The sequence below is a fragment of the Paraurantiacibacter namhicola genome, assembly GCF_001687545.1.
GTDB lineage: Bacteria > Pseudomonadota > Alphaproteobacteria > Sphingomonadales > Sphingomonadaceae > Paraurantiacibacter > Paraurantiacibacter namhicola.
On record NZ_CP016545.1, the window covers coordinates 628355 to 644856 of the forward strand.

Here is a 16502-nt window from a genome sequence, read left to right on the forward strand (position 1 = left end):
GGTAACCGCCATGGCATCACCATTCGTCTGGCTGCAGCACGCGCTGCCGCATCACGCCATTTCCCGCGGCATCGGCAAATTCGCATCGAGCGAGGTGCCGTGGCTGAAAGACATGCTGATCCGCCGCTTCATCGCCGCTTACGATGTGAACATGGACGAGGCGGCGCGCGGCATCGGCGAATACCGCAGCTTCAACGACTTCTTCACGCGCGAGCTGAAGCCCGGCGCTCGTCCGCTGGCGGACGCTGCCACGCACATCCTCTCCCCCGCCGATGGCGCCGTCAGCCAGATCGGGCAGGTGGAGCAGGGCCGCATATTCCAGGCCAAGGGTCGCCACTTCACCGCCACGCAATTGCTGGGCGGCGATGCGGAAGCGGCAGAGCGTTTCGAGGGTGGCAGCTTCGCCACGATCTATCTCAGCCCGAAGGATTACCACCGCGTCCATATGCCCGCTGCCGGAAAGCTTTCCAGCACGACTTACGTGCCGGGCGACCTGTTTAGTGTGAACGGCGTGACGGCCGAGAACGTGGACGGCCTCTTCGCCCGCAACGAACGGCTGGCCTGCCTGTTCGACGGGCCGCGCGGCAGCTTCGCCAGCGTGATGGTCGGCGCGATGATCGTGGCCGGAATCGAGACCGTGTGGGACGGGCTGGTCGAAACCCACGCGCCCCGGCTGGTGCGGCAGGACTTCGCCGCGCGCGATGTTTCGCTGGCCGCGGGCGACGAGATGGGCCGCTTCATCCTCGGCTCAACAGCCGTGCTGCTGTTCGAGCCTGGCCGCGTAAATTGGCGCGACGGTTTGAAAGCGGGCGATGCGGTGCGGATGGGCGAGGCGCTTGGGACGCACGCCTAGCCGAATGCGGGTGCGTAGCTGACGGTGCCTTCAGGTGCGGGCCCGCTCAGGACCAGCCGCTGGAACTTTTCTGCTGGAGGGCCGGGATAGACGAGCTTCGGATCATGCTCGAACCCGAAACGCGGATAATATTCGGTCGAGCCAAGCAGCACGACGCCCTTCGTGCCCATAGTCTGCAGGTTGGCGAGACCCTTGCGAATCAGCGCGCTTCCGATGCCTTGCCGCTGCAGTTCTGGCCAAACGCTTACCGGACCGAGGCCGTACCACCCTTCCGTGCCATCTGAGATGGTGACAGGCGAGAAGGCGATATGGCCGACGATCCGCCGGCTATCGGCCGCAACCAGCGATAGTGCCAGATCGCCATCGCAGCGAAGCTGGTCGACAATGCGCGGCTCGCTGCCGTCGCTATAGACCCGACCCTCGAAAGCTGTCGCCGTCAGTGCGTGGATCGTCGCGAGATCTTCGGGCCGTTCGTTTCGGATCCTGATTTCAGTCAAGGCAGGAGGTGGCCTGATCGGTCGCGCTTGGTAGCTAGATAGTCCGCATTGTACGGATTGTCGGGCAGCGCATGGGGTACGCGCTCGGTCACCTCTATACCCGTAGCCTCCAGCGCAGCGACTTTCCTCGGATTGTTCGTCATCAGCCGGATCGAAGCGACATTCATCAGCTGGAGCATCCTACCCGCCACGGGAAAGTCGCGCGCTTCGTCTGGCAGGCCCAGGCGGGTGTTCGCATCGACCGTGTCGAAGCCCTGGTCCTGCAGGCGATAAGCGCGCAGCTTGTTGATCAATCCGATGCCGCGCCCTTCCTGCCGCATGTAGAGCAGCACGCCCCATCCGCCCTCGCGCGCCTCTGCGGCCATGGCGGCCAGCGCGCCGTCCAGCTGCGGGCCGCAGTCGCATTTCAGGCTGCCGAAGACATCCCCCGTCAGGCATTCGGAATGCAGGCGGACCAGCGGGGTGCGCGCGCCGTCCGGCTCGCCGATAACCAGCGCTGCATGTTCGCGCAGGTCATCTGCGCTGCGGAAGGCGACGATCTCCGCATCTTCCATTTCGCGCACGGGCAGCTGCGCACGCGTCGCGATCTGCAGGCGCTGCGGATCGGCGAATGCAGGCAGGTCGGCCGGGTCGAAACCGGCAGGCTCGCCCGCGTCATCAGGGTCCACCAGGAAGGCGGGCAGGATGCCGGCAATGCGGGCCAGCTCCAGCGCGGCCGCGGCGCTTTCGGGATCGTCCAGCGGCTCGGCGCGGAAGGGGCCCTTCAGCGGGTTGGCGAGGTCGAGCGAGGGGTCAGCCACCGGCAGCGCCTCCACGCTGGACAGCGCCCCGGCGGCGCGCACCAGGACGGGCGCCATCCCGCGCGCCGCTTCGCGCTGATTGCCCAGTTTCAGCGTGGCGGCACGGTCCTGCGACAGCAGCAGCCGGGCAGAGCGCGCCTCGCCAATGGCAGTTTCCACCGGCAGCAGCACCTGGCCGCCGGGAAGCACCACGGGCCACCCATGGCGCAGTGCGTCCACCGCCTGCGCCACGCGGCGTGTGGCGGATGGCGCGCGGGCGCTCAGAGAGTGAACTCCGTCAGCAGCGGGATATGGTCGCTCGGCTTTTCCCAGCTGCGCGCATCTTCCAGGATCCAGTGGCGCGTGGATTGCGCCGCAAGCTCCGGACTGGCCCACATGTGGTCCAGCCGCCGCCCGCGATCGTTCACGCGCCAGTCCTTGCTGCGATAGGACCACCAGCTGAAATAGCGGTCCGGCGCGGGGATGTGCTGGCGGCCGAGATCGGCCCAGCCATGCGCGTCCATGAAGCGCTGCAGGCTCTCCACCTCGACCGGCGTGTGGCTGACGACCTTCAGCAGCTGCTTGTGGTTCCAGACATCGCTTTCCAGCGGTGCGATGTTGAAATCGCCCACGATCAGCGTGGGCCGGTCCACCTTGTCGGCCCAGCGGGTCATGCGTTCGAGGAAGTCCAGCTTCTGTCCGAATTTCGCATTCTTCTCGCGGTCCGGCTCGTCGCCGCCGGCCGGCACGTAGACATTCTCCACGATCATCCCGTCATGATCGGGCAGCTCCACGCCGACATGGCGGGCTTCGCCATTGTCCTGCCAGTCGTGGCGGGAAAACTCGCGCAGCGGCACTTTCGCCACCGTGGCAACGCCGTGATAGCCCTTCTGCCCGTGCACGGCGAAATGCTCGTAACCCAGCTCGCGAAACGCGTCGTAGGGGAACTGGTTTTCCTGGCACTTGATTTCCTGCAGGCACAGCACGTCGGGCGCCTCCTGCTTCAGGAAATCCGCGACGATCGGCATCCGCAGGCGGACCGAATTGATGTTCCATGTAGCGACGGTGACCATGGGCCGAGGCGATAGGGCGCAGAGGCAGGTGGGGCAAGGCGGTGGCGCGGCTCGTGGGCACGAAAAAACCCCCATCCCGGGGGCATTGGGATGGGGGTTCCTATCGAGCGTTCGTCACGCTTGTCGCAAAGCCGGGGTACCAGGAGACAGGGCAACAGGGGGGAAACCCGCCTCCAATCCGTCCATGCGGTGATATTATTACGCCTGCCCGGCTTGCCGTGAAATGAATGGCAAGCAACGGCTGGTCGCAGCAGCGCGTCAGATGGAAGGCAGGCCGTTTACCGCGGGCGACGGGACGACTTGCGCGGATCCTTGAACCTGAATGCGGAGTTGCTGACCGCCACGCCATAGCGGTGGTTCGACAGCCGCACGGTCGTGCGCTTGTTCTGCGAATCGAGCGCCACCCAGCTGTGCAGCTTCAGGCCGCCGGGGGAGGCTGCGTCCTTCACCATCACCAGCGTGATGACGCCGTATTCCGGCTTCTTCGGATCGCGCACTTCCACGCTCAGCACATTGGGATTGCCCGTCTGCACCAGCTTGCCGAAACGCTTCACGTCCCGCTTGGGATCGAGCAGCGCGCCAAGCGGAGAATTCTTGATCGGCCAGCGCTGGACCTGCGCCACTTCGTAATCGACCAGCGTCAGCGACTTGCCGTCAGCGACCACCAGCATGTTCACGTCCTTCGAATATTCGAATCGGATGCGGCCGGGGTTCTTCAGCGTCAGTTCGCCCGACACGGTCTTGCCCGCGCGGTCGGTCTGCGTGAAATCAGCTTTCAGCGTGGTGATGGAGCGCAGCGCGGTGACCACCTGGTCCAGCTGCTGGCTGGCGGATTGCGCGGCGACCGGCGTGACCGGCGCAACAAGCGCAAGCGGCGCGGCAAAGGCCATGGCGCCTGCAAGGGCAGCAGCCATGACGCGTTTCGGGCTACGGTTCTGGGTACGGGTCAAGTGTGTCATGCTCCGTGTGTTAGCGACGGAGCGTTGAACGGTCACTGAATTTCAACGGTTCCCGCCGTTCAGGCAGGACTACGCAATTCTGCCGATTACTTGATCTTCGCTTCCTTGAACTCGACGTGCTTCTTGGCAATCGGGTCGTACTTGCGGAAGCTCATCTTCTCGGTGATGTTGCGCGGGTTCTTCTTGGTGACATAGAAGAAGCCGGTGCCGGCGGTCGAATTGAGGCGGATCTTGACGGTTGCGGGCTTCGCCATGGTACTTCTTCCGTATCGGTCGGGGCGCCGGGCGCCCGGAACCTGGGGTAAAAACAGGTCGGGCGACGCGCATGCGCCGCCCATACGGGCGCGCCAATGGGTGATTCCCGCCCGAAAGTCAAGCATTGCAGGGGCGGATCAGAGCTCCGGCCTGCCGCGCAATGCCTTCTTCTCGCCATGCGCTTTCTTCGCCTTCAGGCGCTTCACCTTGCCGATGCGGTTCACGCGGCTCTTCTTTCGCACCTTGGGCTCGCGCAGGCTCGCTTCCAGCAGGTCGGCCAGTCGCTCGCGCGCCTCGCGGCGATTGGCATCCTGCGTGCGGTGGTTGCGGGCATCGATCACGATCTCGCCCGCCTGGTTCAGGCGGCTGCCGGCAAGGTCCTGCAGCCGGTGGAAGATGCGCGGGGGCAGGCCCAGCGCATAGATGTTCACGCGCAGCTGGACGGCGGTGGCCACCTTGTTGACGTTCTGCCCGCCCGGGCCGGACGCTGTGACGAAGCTTTCCTCCGCCAGCGTCTGCGCCCGGTCGATTATGCTCACACTGCCGTCCACTCGCCAAAGCGTGCGGGCAGCGGCGCGGTCGCCTCGATTGGCGTCTTGCCTTCGCGCTCCACCTTCAGGGCGTGGGCGTGCAGCAGCATGCCGGCACCATCGCGCACGCCATAGATGGGATCGCCCACCAGCGGCAGGCCGAGGCCATGCTCCGTATGCACGCGGATCTGGTGGGTGCGGCCTGTCTCCGGGCGGAATTCCACCAGCGTGCGGCCACCGCGGATTTCCAGCCGGCGCCAGTGCGTGACGGAGGGCTTGCCCTTCTTCGCAGGGATCATCCGCCAGCCTTTCTCGGCGCTGCTAATCTTGGCGAGCGCGAGTTCGATCGTGCCCTCTTCCTCGGCCAGTTCGCCCGCCAGCACACCGAGGTAGGTCTTGCTGACCAGGCGGTCTTCGAACGCCTTGTTGAACCGCTTCAGCGCCTTGGGATTGCGCGCCAGCAGCAGGCAGCCGCTGGTGTCGGTATCCAATCGGTGCACCGGCGTGGGCTGGCGCTGGAAGCCCAGCCGCAGGTCATCGAGATGGTCGACCAGCGCCGGGCCGCCCTTGCGCGGCGTATCGATCGGCAGGCCCGCGGGCTTGTCAATCACCAGGGCTTCGCCGTCTTCGTACAGGATAGGGACCGGATCGCTCATGCCAGCGCGCTTTCCACGCGGGACAGGGCCTCGTCCAGCTTTTCCTTGCTCGCGGCGAAGCTGATGCGGAAGCCATCCCGGCCGCCAAAGGCGCTTGCCGGGACGATTGCCACGCCATTGTCCAGCAGGTGCAGGGCCAGGGCAGCATCGTCTCCGAACCGATCCATCAGCGGGGCAGCGTCTACAAAGGCATAGAAGGCGCCGTCCGGCACGGGGCAGGACAGGCCGGGAATGGCATTGATGCGGCGCACCACCAGGTCGCGGCGCTCGCGAAACGCCTCGCGCCACTCGGCCAGGAAATCCTGTGGCCCCTCCAGCGCGGCCACGGCTGCGGCCTGGCTAACGGCGGCGGGGTTGCCGCTGGTGTTGGATTGCAGGCGGCCCATGGCATCGACCAGCCAATGAGGGCCTGTGGCGAGCCCGATGCGAAAGCCGGTCATGGCATAGGCCTTGGACACGCCGGACACGGTCAGCACGCGCTCGGCAAGGTCCGGGCAGACGGCGGCCAACGTGGCATGCGGGCCGGACGTATAATTGAGCGGCGCGTAGATATCGTCCGACAGGACCATGACCTGCGGATGGCTTCGCAGCACTTCCCCGATATGGCGCAGCATCTGTGCCGGATAGACGGCGCCGGTGGGATTGCCCGGGCTGTTGAGCACCAGCCATTTCGTGCGCGGGCCGATCTGGCCGTCCAGCTCTCCCGCATCGAAGCGGAAGCCATCGCGCGGATGGGTCAGCAGCGGGACCACACTTGCGCCCATGAAGCGCACCATCTGCGGATAGCTGACCCACCACGGGCTGGGCACGATCACCTCGTCCCCGGCGGAGAGTGTCGCCGCGAAAGCCTCGAAGATGGCCTGCTTTCCGCCAGCGGTCGCGATGATCGCGTCGGGCTGCGCGGCGATGCCGAGATCGCGCTGGAAATGCAGCGCGGCGGCGGCTTTCAGCGCGCTTGTCCCGGTGACGGCAGTGTATCTGGTTGCACCGTCATCCAGCGCAGCCTTGGCCGCCGCGATGATGTGGGACGGGGTGGGGAAATCCGGCTCACCCACGCTGAGGGAGATGATGTCCCGCCCTGCTTCGCGCAGGGCGCTCGCCCGGTCGGTCATGGCGGTGGTCTGCGAGGCTGCGACGCGCTCCATCGCCTGGCCCAGATGGGCGCGCGGGTCGGCACCGGTCATCCGGCCAGTTCCGCCTGCACCAGCCCGCGTACGGCATTGCCCAGCAGGAAACCGCCGGCAAGATCGCCAAGCGTCAGCTCCGCCTCGCGCGCTTCGCCGCTGTCCAGCAGGTGCTGGCGCTCGACGCCGGGCAGCAGGCCGAGCGCTACGGGCGGGGTCAGCAGAACGCCGTCCTTGCCGCGAACGAAGATATTGGACCAGCTGCCTTCGGTCACCAGGCCATCGTCACGCACGAAGATCGCTTCGCCTGCATCCTGCCCGCGCGCCACGGCGACCGCATCGGCGTAGAAGCCGCGGTCCGTGGACTTGTGCCGCAGCCGCCAGTCGCTGGCGACGACGGGCAGGGGCAAGGCGACGCAGCGAACCGGCTCTGCAGCCTGCGGCAGGGGCTGCGTTTCCAGCGCGATGGCGCCTCCGCGGGCGAGCAGCAGGCGGACCTTTGCAGCCTCGCCCAGCTCGAAGCACAGGGCCTGGATCTGGTTTCGCGCATCGTGCCGGTCGAACTGGAATCCCAGCTCCGCCGCACTCGCCTTCAGCCGCGAGAGATGCAGCTCCAGCCGCGCGATGCCGCTGTCGGGTTCGAAGCGCATCGTCTCGATCAGATCGTGTCCGCCCGCCGCGCCGCGCAGGAAGCCGGCCTTGATCAGGCACTCGCGCCATTCGGTCATGGGCGCGCTATCGGCCACGATCGCCCCGCCAACGCCCAGCGTGGCATGGTGGCGCGCATTCTCGCCCGGCGTCAGGCGCACGGTGCGGATGGCGACGTTGAAGGCCGCATCGCCGCTGGCATCAACCCGCCCGATAGCGCCGCAATAGGGGCCGCGCGCATCGCGCTCCAGCGCGTCGATCAGTTCCATGGCGCGGATCTTGGGCGCGCCGGTGATGGAGCCGCAGGGAAACAGCGCGCGCAGCACGTCCATCGCGCCCATCCCGGCTTGCAAGGTGGCCGTGACGGTGCTCGTCATCTGGTGGACCGTGGGATAGCTTTCCACGGCGAAGGGATCGCTGACATCCACGCTGCCTGCCTCTGCCACACGCGACAAATCGTTGCGCATCAGGTCCAGGATCATCAGGTTTTCCGCCCGGTCCTTTACAGAACTGGCCAGTTCTCGCGCCAGTGCATCGTCGCTTTTCGTGTCGAGGCCGCGCGGGCGCGTGCCTTTCATCGGCTTCACCCGGGCGTTGCGGCCCTGCAGGCTGAAGAACAGCTCCGGGCTGAAGCTCAGCAGCCAATGGCTGCCATCGAAGACCAGCCCGCCATATCCGGCTGCGGCATCGGGCCGGATGGCGGCATAGATGGCCAGTGGATCGCCCCGCGCCGGGCCGTGGAGGGAGAAGGTGAGGTTGGCCTGGTAGATGTCGCCTGCGCGGATCGCTTCCTGCAGGGCGTCGAAATTCGCGCAATACCCGCCGGGGGAGATGGCCGGGTCCATCGGGCCGATGCTGGCATGCCCTGTATCTGCGCGCGCGGCGAGCCATGCGGGCACCTCTGCTGCCGGGATCGGTTCGGGATCATCGAACAGCCCCAGCCACACCAGTGGGCCGGCGGCCCCTGTGCGAGCGTGGGCCAGCGATTGCAGGCGCGGCTCCAGCGCAAGGCCCGCCTCGTAAGCGATATAGCCTGCCAGGTGTCCGCCCTGCTCGCGGCGGGCGGCATCGGCTCCGGCCAGGGCGGCATCCACATCCTGCGGGCGATGGGCGACGAAAATGGCGCGCGGCGCGCTGTAGAATTGCGCATCCGCTGCCCCGTCCGCGCGTGCGTCATCCAGCAGGACGAAGGGTTGCCTCACTTCCATCGCGCCTGCTCTAGCCCGTCCGGCGCATATGTCTATTACCGGAAAAGCACGGCGCGCTGGCGCAGGCGCGGCGGTCCTTGACCTGCGCCCTCGCCATCCGCCAGACAGCACGGCGAAAACCAGACAACAGGGATACCGGACATGGCGCAGATTTTCCTCGGGCTTGCAGAGAATGGCGAGGAGCAGTTCCTCGACCTCTCGCGCGCCAACCGGCACGGCCTGGTCGCAGGCGCGACCGGCACGGGCAAGACCGTCACGCTGCAGGGCATGGCGGAAAGCTTTTCCGCAAACGGCGTCCCGGTGTTCGTGGCCGATGTGAAGGGCGACCTGTCCGGCATCTCCATGCCCGGCAGCCCGACCTTCAAGCATGCCGACAAGCTGGAAGGCCGTGCGAAGGAACTGGGCATGGATGACTATGCCTATTCGGATAATCCGGCGATCTTCTGGGACCTTTACGGGGAACAGGGCCACCGCATCCGCACCACAGTTTCCGAAATGGGGCCGCTGCTGCTCAGCCGCCTGCTGGATTTGAACGACACGCAGGAAGGCGTGATGCAGATCGTCTTCCGCTATGCCGATGATAACGGCCTGCTGCTGCTGAACTTCGACGATTTGCAGCAGATGATGCTGCATGTGGCCCAGAATTCGAAGGACATCAGCGCGCAATATGGCAATGTGTCGAAGCAGTCGGTCGGCGCGATCCAGCGCCAGCTGCTGAGCTTCGAAAGCCAGGGCGCGGACATGTTCTTCGGCGAACCGGCGCTGGAGATCGACGATTTCCTGCGCACCGACGAGAATGGCCGCGGCTACATCAACGTGCTGGCCGCAGACAAGTTGATGCGCAGCCCGAAGCTTTACGCCACCTTCCTGCTGTGGCTGCTGGCCGAACTGTTCGAAACGCTGCCCGAGGTGGGCGACCCCGAAAAGCCCAAGCTGGTGTTCTTCTTCGACGAGGCACACCTGCTGTTCGACGATGCGCCCAAGGCGCTGGAGGACAAGATCGAGCAGGTCGTGCGCCTGATCCGGTCCAAGGGCGTGGGCGTGTTCTTCGTCACGCAGAACCCGATCGACATTCCCGAAGAGGTCGCAGGCCAGCTGGGCAACCGCGTGCAGCACGCCCTGCGCGCCTTCACCCCGCGCGACAAGAAGGCGATCAAGGCCGCCGCCGATACCTTCCGCATCAACGAGGATCTCGATGTCGAGGAAGCGATCACCCAGCTGCGCGTGGGCGAGGCGCTCGTCTCCACCTTGATGGAGGATGGCGCGCCCTCCATCGTACAGCGCACGCTGATCAAGCCGCCGCGCAGCCGCCTGGGCCCGATCACGGCCAAGGAACGCGCCATCATCCAGTCGGTCAGCCCGCTCGATGGCAAATATGACGAGGCGGTGGACCGCGAGAGCGCCGAGGAAGTCCTGCTGGCCAAGGCCGCCGATGCCGCCGCCACCGCAGAAGAGGTGGAGGAGAAGGGCCGCGAGGAAGTCGCCAAGCGCCCGCGCAAGACCAAGAGCTTGTGGGAAAAGGCAATTGGCCGCGGGGCCAAGGTCGCCGCAGGCTCTGCCGCCGGGGCCGCTGCTGCCGCCGTGCTGGGCAAGAAATCGCGTGCCAATCCGGTGAAGTCCGGCGTCACAAGCGCCGTCGGCTCCATTGCGACGGATCTGGCGGGGCCGATTGCGGGGCGCTTTGTGCGCAATCTGATCGGCGGGCTGATGCGCTAACAGGGTTTGTCACTGGACTGTCCTGCCGCCCTGCGCTGGTTTGGCGGCAGGAAAACAGGGGACAGTGACATGAATGTGCGCTTCTTACGCGGCCTCGGCCTGATCGCTGCAGCACTGGCGACGGCCGGTTGCAGCACCTTCCTGGGCGGCAATCTGGTGACCGAAGGCAAGCCCAACGGCGCGATCATCGTGCAGAACAATTCCGGCTACAGCATCAACACCATCACCATTTCGCGCTGTTCGGCGATGAGCCACGGGCTCGACCAGCTGCGCGGCTCCATCGAACCGGGGCAGTCCATGCGCTGGCAGGTGGACGCCGATTGCTGGGACACGCACGTCGCCTATGTCGGCAACGGCATGTCCGCGCTGGCCAAGTTCAACGGCATCCGCGTGAATGCCGGGCAGACCTGGCGGCTGACTGTCGGCCCGCAGGGCGAAGAGAACCGCGAAAGCACGTACTGACGCGGCCCGTCCGAAAGCGAGCCTATTGCGCATCTACCCACGCACCGACCTGCCGGCGCAGGACCGGCTGCCGCTCGAACCCGATCCGCAGCGCCAGCAGTGACCGGTCGATCGGGCGGCGCGCATCCGCGCTCATGCCATCGGCCAGCGCCTCGTACTTCGCGGCAAGTTCCGGCGTATCGGCCGTATAGGCCAACCGGGCGAGGAAGCCTGCCAGGCCCGAGGCGTCCACCAGCGCGGTAATGGCGTCCATGTTGGCGACCGCGAAATCGTGACCCATCTCCGGATGGTTTGCCGCGACGCCCAGGACGATGCCGGCGCTGGCCGTGCCCGCTTCGCCCGTAAGCGCCAGGTCCAGCGCGCGCTGCGCCAAGGCCGGGTCCTCCGTGGCGCCCAGCAGGCCGTAATAGGTCTGGCGTTCCACCGTGCTGGTGGTGGTGCGGGCAAGCTCCAGCATCCGCTCCCACTGCGCGGGCGTGGCCTTGCCAGCCACGATGCCCAGCCAGCGCGTCTTCAGCGGTCCGTCCATCGCGCGCGGATCGTCGGCCAGCAGCGCGAACCGCCGGCTGGCTTCGGCCAGCACAGCCGCATTGCCCATCGCGCCGAGCGAACCGATCAGTTCCGAGCGGAGGTTGGCATCGGACAGGGACTCGTCCGCCCGCGGCTCGAAGCCGAGCTGCATCAGGCGCGGCAGCCATTTGTCGGTGACCATGCCTGCCAGCTTGGCCTTCTGCGCTTCGTCATCCAGCGCGCCGTAGAAGCTAGCCCAGCGCCCGATGGCGGCGTCCGCCACCACGGGGTTGGCGTCTGCCGGGATGGCGGAGAGCATGTCCAGGCCCACCGCGTAATCCTGGTATCCCGCTGCGGCCAGGGCGAGGTTGTCGGCCACCAGCCCAAGCTGGTCGATCGGGTCCAGCCCGGGGACGGCGGCTGCCAGCGGGCCGACCATGTCCGGCGTGTAGAGCGTGCGGAAATAGCCGAGTTGCCCGCTGTTCACGACCACCGCGTCGCAATTGGGCAGGGTCAGGCTGGCACTGCCGGTCAGGACGTGGCGCATCGGCTGCATGTCGCCCGCCTTCACGATCAGCGGCACGTTCCAGCTGAGCGGATTGGCCATGGCTTCCTCGCGCCGGTCCTGGCTGAATTCGCTTTGCCGCACGTCCAGCGTGGCGGTGTCGCCGTTGCAGGTGTGGCTGGCCAGCACCAGCGGGACGCCGGGCTTGGTGGTGAAGTCCACCGCGATGTCGGTCAGGCCTTCGGCGCCCTCTTCCTCGACCGCGCGCCACAGGTCCACGCTCTTCGTATTGTCGTATTGGTGGCGGTCCATGTAGCGGCGGATGCCGCCGCGCCACACGTCCTCGCCGGCATAGGCTTCCAGCATGGAAATCACCGCCTCGCCCTTGGAATAGGCGATGGCGTCGAAGGCCTGCGCGGTTTCCGCCACGGTCTCGATCGGCTGGATCACCGGGTGCGTGGTGGCATAGCTGTCCAGGCCCATGGCCCGCTCGCGTCCGCCCACGCGGCTGAGATTGGCATACCAGTCCGGGTTGAAATGATGCGTCGCCTTGGTTTCCATCCAGCTGGCGAAGCCTTCGTTCAACCACAGGTCGTCCCACCAGGCCATGGTCACGATATTGCCGAACCACTGGTGCGCGACTTCATGCGCCTGCACCGAATAGATCGCCTGCTTCGTGCCTGCGCTGGAGATTGCCGGATCGTACAGCAGGATGCGTTCGAAGGTCAGGATCGCGCCCCAGTTCTCCATCGCGCCGAAGAACTGGCTGCTGCCTGGGCCCGTGACATTGTCCAGCTTGGGCAGCGGGTAATCGACGCCGAAGTAGTCGTTGAAATAGCCCATCAGCGGGGCCATCGATTCCAGCGCGTAGCGCGTCTGCTCGCCGCTGCCGGTGGGGGCCACGATGCCCACTTCCGTGCCGTCCGATGCCATCATGGACACGCGCTCGAAATCGCCCAGGCCGAAGAACAGCAGGTAGCTGGACATCTTCGGGCCGGTCGGGAAGGTCACGCGCTTCAGACCGTTGCCGAGGTCTTCCTCGCTCGCCGCCGGCATGTTGCTGACGGCCATCATGCCCACGGGCACGTCGGCGATCAGGTCGAAGGTCGCCTTGTAGCTCGGCTCGTCGAACATGGGCGCGAAGCGGCGCGCGTCGGGCGCTTCGAACTGCGTGAACAGGCCGCGCTTCTCCTCGCCCGTCACCTTGTCCGGGTAATCGAGCGCGAACAGCCCGGTCGCCTGCGTGTTGATGACGCCTTCATATGTGGTGTCGAGCCGGTAATATCCGGGCAGGATCGACGCGCCATCGGTGAAGCTTGCCAGCTGCGCATCCGCATCCAGCGTGGTTTCCAGCATGCGCGCCTCCCCGCCTGCCAGCGGCACCAGGATCGCGCTGTCGATCATCAGCTGGTTGGCGTGCAGGACGATTGTGTCCGTTTCCTCGAACACCTGCATCTCGACCGAAGAGGAGCCGGTGAAGGTGAGGTTCGCCATGTCCGGCACCACATGGATGCGGTAATGGGCGGGCGCAGCGGTGCGCGGCAGATCCGTGTTCACATCGGCCGGCAGGGGCTGCAGCGGGCCGCCCGGAACCGGCGCGCGTGCAGGCATGGATGTGCCGACCGCCGTATCGGCACTGGCCATTTCCGGCGGCGGCACGGTGGCGCAGCCTGCCAGCAGGATAGCGGTTGCGGAAATGGCGGCGAAACGGTTCAGGCGCATGGAAATCCCCCGGCAGAATTGCGCCGGGGAATTAGCACCGCGAACACCGCTTGGCGATGATTTCAGTCGAGCGGGATATGCAGTTCGGCGAGCAGGCCTTGCGGCGTGCCATCCGCAGCGCGGCGGTTCTGGATGAGCAATTGCCCGCCGTGCTGCTGCGCGATGGCGCGGGCCAGTGTCAGGCCCAGCCCGCTGCCGCCCGTGCCCCGGTTGCGCGAGGCATCGCCGCGGCGGAAGGGCTCCAGCATGTCCGCCAGTTGGTCATCGGGAATGCCAGGCCCGTCATCCTCCACGCGCAGGACCGCCACGGGGCCGTCCTGAAGCACGCTGACCCGCGCCGATCCGGCATAGCGTACGGCGTTGGAGACAAGGTTGCGCAGTGCGCGGCGCAGCCATGTGGGGCGGATGGTGGCGGTCACGCGCGCCCCATCGGCCAGGGTCACGGGTTTCCCTCGATCCTCATATTCCTCCACCACCGCGCCGGCCAAGGCGGAGAGGTCGGTGCGCTCCGCCGCATCGGTCGGACGGCCCACGCGGGCGAGCGAGAGGATATCGTCCAGCGTGCGGTCGAGGTCCGCGATGCTGGCGGCCATCTTGCCGCGCTGGGCATCGTCGGTGACGCTTTCGATCCGCACGCGCAGGGCGGCAAGCGGGGTCTTCAGATCATGCCCGATGGCGCCCAGCATGACGTCCTTTTCGTCCATCAGGCCAGCGATGCGCGCTTCCATACGGTTATGCGCGGCAATCAGCTGGCGCGTGTCGGACGGGCCGGAGGGCTCTATCTGCCCTTCGATGCCGCGCGTTTCGGCAAATTCCGCCGTCCGCCGGGTCAGCGCGGCGAGCGGTCGGGTCAGCCGCCGCAGCAGCGCCCAGAGCAGCCCCACGAGCACGAGGTAGAGGATCAGCGTCTGCGCGATGATGGAGCCCAGCGCGCGCGGCTCCACAGCAGGAATGGGTGCGCGGGCAATGAGCCACTGGTCGCTGCCGGCGCGGCGGATCCCGCCCACCAATATCTTGCCGCGCAGCCAGCGCTGGCGCAGGGCCGCGCCGCCGCGCCGCTGCAGGAAGCGCTGTACGCGGCGATCCGCCATCGGGTCGCGTTCCACCACGACAAGCTCGGCAATGGGAATGCCCTGCCGCTCCAGCAGTTCGCGCAGTTCCGCCTCGCGGCCCGGTGAGCGGACATCGCCGCTGCGGATGGGGCCTTGCTCCGCCAGTCGGGGACGCAGCAGGCCGCCGGGGGTGCCCTCGCCGCGCGGGCCTGCACGGCGCTCGCCCCGCAAACCTGCACCTGTTCCGGCTCGTTCCTGCCCGCGCCGGGCAATGCGACGCGCCATGCGTTCATCGGGGTCTTCCGCCATCTGGATGGCCAGCGCGTTCATGGCCACGGCCTCGCGCCGCTGTTCCTGCGCCCGCAGCAGCAGCACGGCGGAAATCGCCTGTGCGATCAGCAGCGCCGCCGCCACTGCCAGCAGGACCTGGCCCAGCAGGCTTTTGGGTAGGAAGCGCCGCATCGCCCGCCGTCAGCTGCCCGGCATCACGCGCTGCACGTCGGCCGCAAAGCGATAGCCGCCGCCGCGCACCGTCTGGATCAGCTTCACGCTGCGGTCCTTGTCGCCCAGCTTGCGGCGCAGGCGGCTGACCTGGTTGTCCACCGCGCGGTCGAACATATGCGCCTCGCGCCCCTGCACCACATCCAGCAGCAGGTCGCGGTCCAGCACGCGGTTCGGCGCATCGAGGAAGGCGACAAGCATGCGGAACTCGGCCGTGGAGATTGGCACCAGAGTGCCGTCGGGATCGGTCAGCCGGTGCTTCAGCGGATCGAGCTGCCAGCCATCGAAGCGGTAATGCGCATCCTCCTCAGGCGTCGGCGCGCCCTTCGACGCGCGCCGCAGGACGGAGCGGATGCGGGCCACAAGTTCGCGCGGCTCGAAAGGCTTGGTGACATAATCGTCCGCGCCGATTTCCAGCCCCACGATGCGGTCGGTCGGCTCGCCCTTTGCGGTCAGCAGGATGACGGGCAGGTCCTTCGCCTCGATCAGGTGGCGGGTGAGCGAGAGGCCATCTTCGCCCGGCATCATGATGTCGACCAGCGCAATATCCGGCCGCGCAGACAGCAGAGCGGAACGGGCCTTTGCAGCGCTCTCGGCCTCGGTCACGACGAACCCCTGGCCGGAAAGATATTCCGCCAGGGGCTCGCGCAGGCTGGCCTCGTCATCGACCAGCAGGATGGTTGTATTCTCGGTCAAAGCGCGGGTCAGTTCGCCTGCCGTGCGCCGCGCCGCTCGCCGCGGCCTTCACCGCGCTGCCCGCCGCGCTGGCCACGCATCTGCTGGCGGGCCGCCTTGCGCTCCTCGGCCGTCACGGTGCCATCATTGTTGGCATCCGCCTGGTCGAAGCGGGTCAGCGCTGCGGCCTGGAACTCGGCCGCCGTAATCGCGCCGTCATTGTTGGTGTCGGCCTGCTGCAGCATCATCTTGCCGCCGCGCTGGCCGCCACGGCGGCCGCCGCGCTGCTCGCCGCCGCGCTGGCCCTGGCGGGCTTCACGCCGTTCGCTGCGCTGCTCGCGCATGGCGGAGAACTCCTCGTAGCTGACGGCGCCGTCATTGTTCGCGTCCATACGGTCGAAAAGCTCGCGCTGGCGGGCATCGCGGTCGGCTTCGTTGATGACGCCGTCATCGTTGGCATCCATCTTGGCGAAGCGTTCCTGCGCCTTGGCGGTCACTTCCGCACGGGTCATGTCGCCGCCGCGTTCCTGCGCCACGGCAACGCCGCCAAAGGCCAGGGTGGCTGCACCGGCAGCGATGAGGGGAAGGGTAAACTTACGCATAATTCTCTCCTGATGTTGCTTCAGGAACAGCGGGGCCCACCGGCAAAGGGGGAGGGATTGGAAACCGGCAGCACCCCGCTGTCCACGAAAACAGTTCTAGGACAGCAATGTCGCGGGCTTATGCCCGAACGCGGCGTATTTGTCGCGGATTGTAACATGCGGCCTGCCCCGTTCA

Annotated in this window: 16 protein-coding genes; 3 read left to right on the plus strand and 13 right to left on the minus strand. The window is 66.8% G+C overall.

The features are described 5' to 3' along the window. Positions 1-10 precede the first annotated feature (10 nt). A complete protein-coding gene (asd, locus tag A6F65_RS03055; protein WP_067785872.1) occupies positions 11-853 on the plus strand; it encodes an archaetidylserine decarboxylase in 843 nt (280 codons plus the stop codon). Here asd and A6F65_RS03060 read toward each other — a convergent pair. From A6F65_RS03060 to pabB, 9 genes are all read right to left on the minus strand, one after another. Next, on the minus strand, positions 850-1350 hold the full coding sequence (locus A6F65_RS03060) for a GNAT family N-acetyltransferase (RefSeq protein ID WP_205631898.1): 501 nt from the start codon (positions 1348-1350) through the stop codon (positions 850-852). The genes asd and A6F65_RS03060 overlap by 4 nt on opposite strands. Beyond that, complete coding sequence (gene ribA, locus A6F65_RS03065; RefSeq protein WP_237164871.1) at positions 1347-2369, minus strand: GTP cyclohydrolase II; 1023 nt, start codon at positions 2367-2369, stop codon at positions 1347-1349. The genes A6F65_RS03060 and ribA overlap by 4 nt, the downstream gene beginning before the upstream one ends. Positions 2370-2410: 41 nt before the next feature. Further along, the gene (xth, locus tag A6F65_RS03070) at positions 2411-3202 is read right to left on the minus strand and encodes an exodeoxyribonuclease III (RefSeq protein WP_067785874.1); all 792 of its coding nucleotides are present in this window, start codon (positions 3200-3202) and stop codon (positions 2411-2413) included. Between the two features lie 278 nt (positions 3203-3480). After that, complete coding sequence (locus A6F65_RS03075) at positions 3481-4116, minus strand: LolA family protein (protein WP_237164872.1); 636 nt, start codon at positions 4114-4116, stop codon at positions 3481-3483. Positions 4117-4247: 131 nt separating this feature from the next. Continuing rightward, complete coding sequence (gene rpmG, locus A6F65_RS03080) at positions 4248-4415, minus strand: 50S ribosomal protein L33 (RefSeq protein WP_067785877.1); 168 nt, start codon at positions 4413-4415, stop codon at positions 4248-4250. A 138-nt stretch (positions 4416-4553) separates the two neighbouring features. After that, positions 4554-4955: an alternative ribosome rescue aminoacyl-tRNA hydrolase ArfB gene (gene arfB, locus A6F65_RS03085; RefSeq protein WP_237164873.1), complete on the minus strand. Its 402-nt coding sequence runs from the start codon at positions 4953-4955 to the stop codon at positions 4554-4556. Next, positions 4952-5602, minus strand: a complete 651-nt coding sequence (locus A6F65_RS03090; RefSeq protein ID WP_067785882.1) for an RluA family pseudouridine synthase — start codon at positions 5600-5602, stop codon at positions 4952-4954. The genes arfB and A6F65_RS03090 overlap by 4 nt, the downstream gene beginning before the upstream one ends. Then, positions 5599-6786, minus strand: a complete 1188-nt coding sequence (locus A6F65_RS03095) for a pyridoxal phosphate-dependent aminotransferase (protein ID WP_067785884.1) — start codon at positions 6784-6786, stop codon at positions 5599-5601. Before A6F65_RS03095 ends, A6F65_RS03090 begins: the two co-directional genes overlap by 4 nt. Continuing rightward, complete coding sequence (pabB, locus tag A6F65_RS03100; RefSeq protein ID WP_067785886.1) at positions 6783-8582, minus strand: aminodeoxychorismate synthase component I; 1800 nt, start codon at positions 8580-8582, stop codon at positions 6783-6785. The genes A6F65_RS03095 and pabB overlap by 4 nt, the downstream gene beginning before the upstream one ends. Positions 8583-8723: 141 nt before the next feature. On the opposite strand from pabB, the gene A6F65_RS03105 reads away from it, so the two are divergent. Together A6F65_RS03105 and A6F65_RS03110 are read left to right on the plus strand one after the other, a co-directional pair. Continuing rightward, entirely contained in the window at positions 8724-10298 is a 1575-nt protein-coding gene (locus A6F65_RS03105) for a helicase HerA-like domain-containing protein (protein ID WP_067785888.1), read from the plus strand. A 69-nt stretch (positions 10299-10367) separates the two neighbouring features. Beyond that, positions 10368-10760 carry a hypothetical protein gene (locus A6F65_RS03110; RefSeq protein ID WP_067785890.1) on the plus strand — a complete coding sequence of 131 codons (393 nt, stop codon included), beginning with the start codon at positions 10368-10370 and terminating at the stop codon, positions 10758-10760. A 22-nt stretch (positions 10761-10782) separates the two neighbouring features. On the opposite strand, the gene A6F65_RS03115 is transcribed toward A6F65_RS03110, so the two are convergent. The 4 genes from A6F65_RS03115 to A6F65_RS03130 all read right to left on the minus strand — a co-directional run bounded on the left by A6F65_RS03115 (position 10783) and on the right by A6F65_RS03130 (position 16327). Next, positions 10783-13497 carry a M1 family metallopeptidase gene (locus tag A6F65_RS03115; RefSeq protein WP_067785891.1) on the minus strand — a complete coding sequence of 905 codons (2715 nt, stop codon included), beginning with the start codon at positions 13495-13497 and terminating at the stop codon, positions 10783-10785. Positions 13498-13559: 62 nt separating this feature from the next. Continuing rightward, the gene (locus A6F65_RS03120) at positions 13560-15011 is read right to left on the minus strand and encodes an ATP-binding protein (protein ID WP_067785893.1); all 1452 of its coding nucleotides are present in this window, start codon (positions 15009-15011) and stop codon (positions 13560-13562) included. 9 nt (positions 15012-15020) lie between these two features. Then, a complete protein-coding gene (locus A6F65_RS03125) occupies positions 15021-15746 on the minus strand; it encodes a response regulator (RefSeq protein WP_237164874.1) in 726 nt (241 codons plus the stop codon). Between the two features lie 8 nt (positions 15747-15754). Next, on the minus strand, positions 15755-16327 hold the full coding sequence (locus A6F65_RS03130) for an EF-hand domain-containing protein (RefSeq protein ID WP_067785897.1): 573 nt from the start codon (positions 16325-16327) through the stop codon (positions 15755-15757). Positions 16328-16502 lie beyond the last annotated feature (175 nt).

Bases quoted from the DNA above. Each gene is read 5' to 3' on its own strand.
- A6F65_RS03075 (WP_237164872.1), bottom strand. From the start codon at position 4,116: ATGGCTGCTGCCCTTGCAGGCGCCATGGCCTTTGCCGCGCCGCTTGCG.
- A6F65_RS03130 (WP_067785897.1), bottom strand. From the start codon at position 16,327: ATGCGTAAGTTTACCCTTCCCCTCATCGCTGCCGGTGCAGCCACCCTG.
- A6F65_RS03115 (WP_067785891.1), bottom strand. From the start codon at position 13,497: ATGCGCCTGAACCGTTTCGCCGCCATTTCCGCAACCGCTATCCTGCTG.
- A6F65_RS03090 (WP_067785882.1), bottom strand. From the start codon at position 5,602: ATGAGCGATCCGGTCCCTATCCTGTACGAAGACGGCGAAGCCCTGGTG.
- A6F65_RS03105 (WP_067785888.1), top strand. From the start codon at position 8,724: ATGGCGCAGATTTTCCTCGGGCTTGCAGAGAATGGCGAGGAGCAGTTC.
- A6F65_RS03095 (WP_067785884.1), bottom strand. From the start codon at position 6,786: ATGACCGGTGCCGACCCGCGCGCCCATCTGGGCCAGGCGATGGAGCGC.
- A6F65_RS03120 (WP_067785893.1), bottom strand. From the start codon at position 15,011: ATGCGGCGCTTCCTACCCAAAAGCCTGCTGGGCCAGGTCCTGCTGGCA.
- asd (WP_067785872.1), top strand. From the start codon at position 11: ATGGCATCACCATTCGTCTGGCTGCAGCACGCGCTGCCGCATCACGCC.
- A6F65_RS03110 (WP_067785890.1), top strand. From the start codon at position 10,368: ATGAATGTGCGCTTCTTACGCGGCCTCGGCCTGATCGCTGCAGCACTG.
- xth (WP_067785874.1), bottom strand. From the start codon at position 3,202: ATGGTCACCGTCGCTACATGGAACATCAATTCGGTCCGCCTGCGGATG.
- pabB (WP_067785886.1), bottom strand. From the start codon at position 8,582: ATGGAAGTGAGGCAACCCTTCGTCCTGCTGGATGACGCACGCGCGGAC.
- rpmG (WP_067785877.1), bottom strand. From the start codon at position 4,415: ATGGCGAAGCCCGCAACCGTCAAGATCCGCCTCAATTCGACCGCCGGC.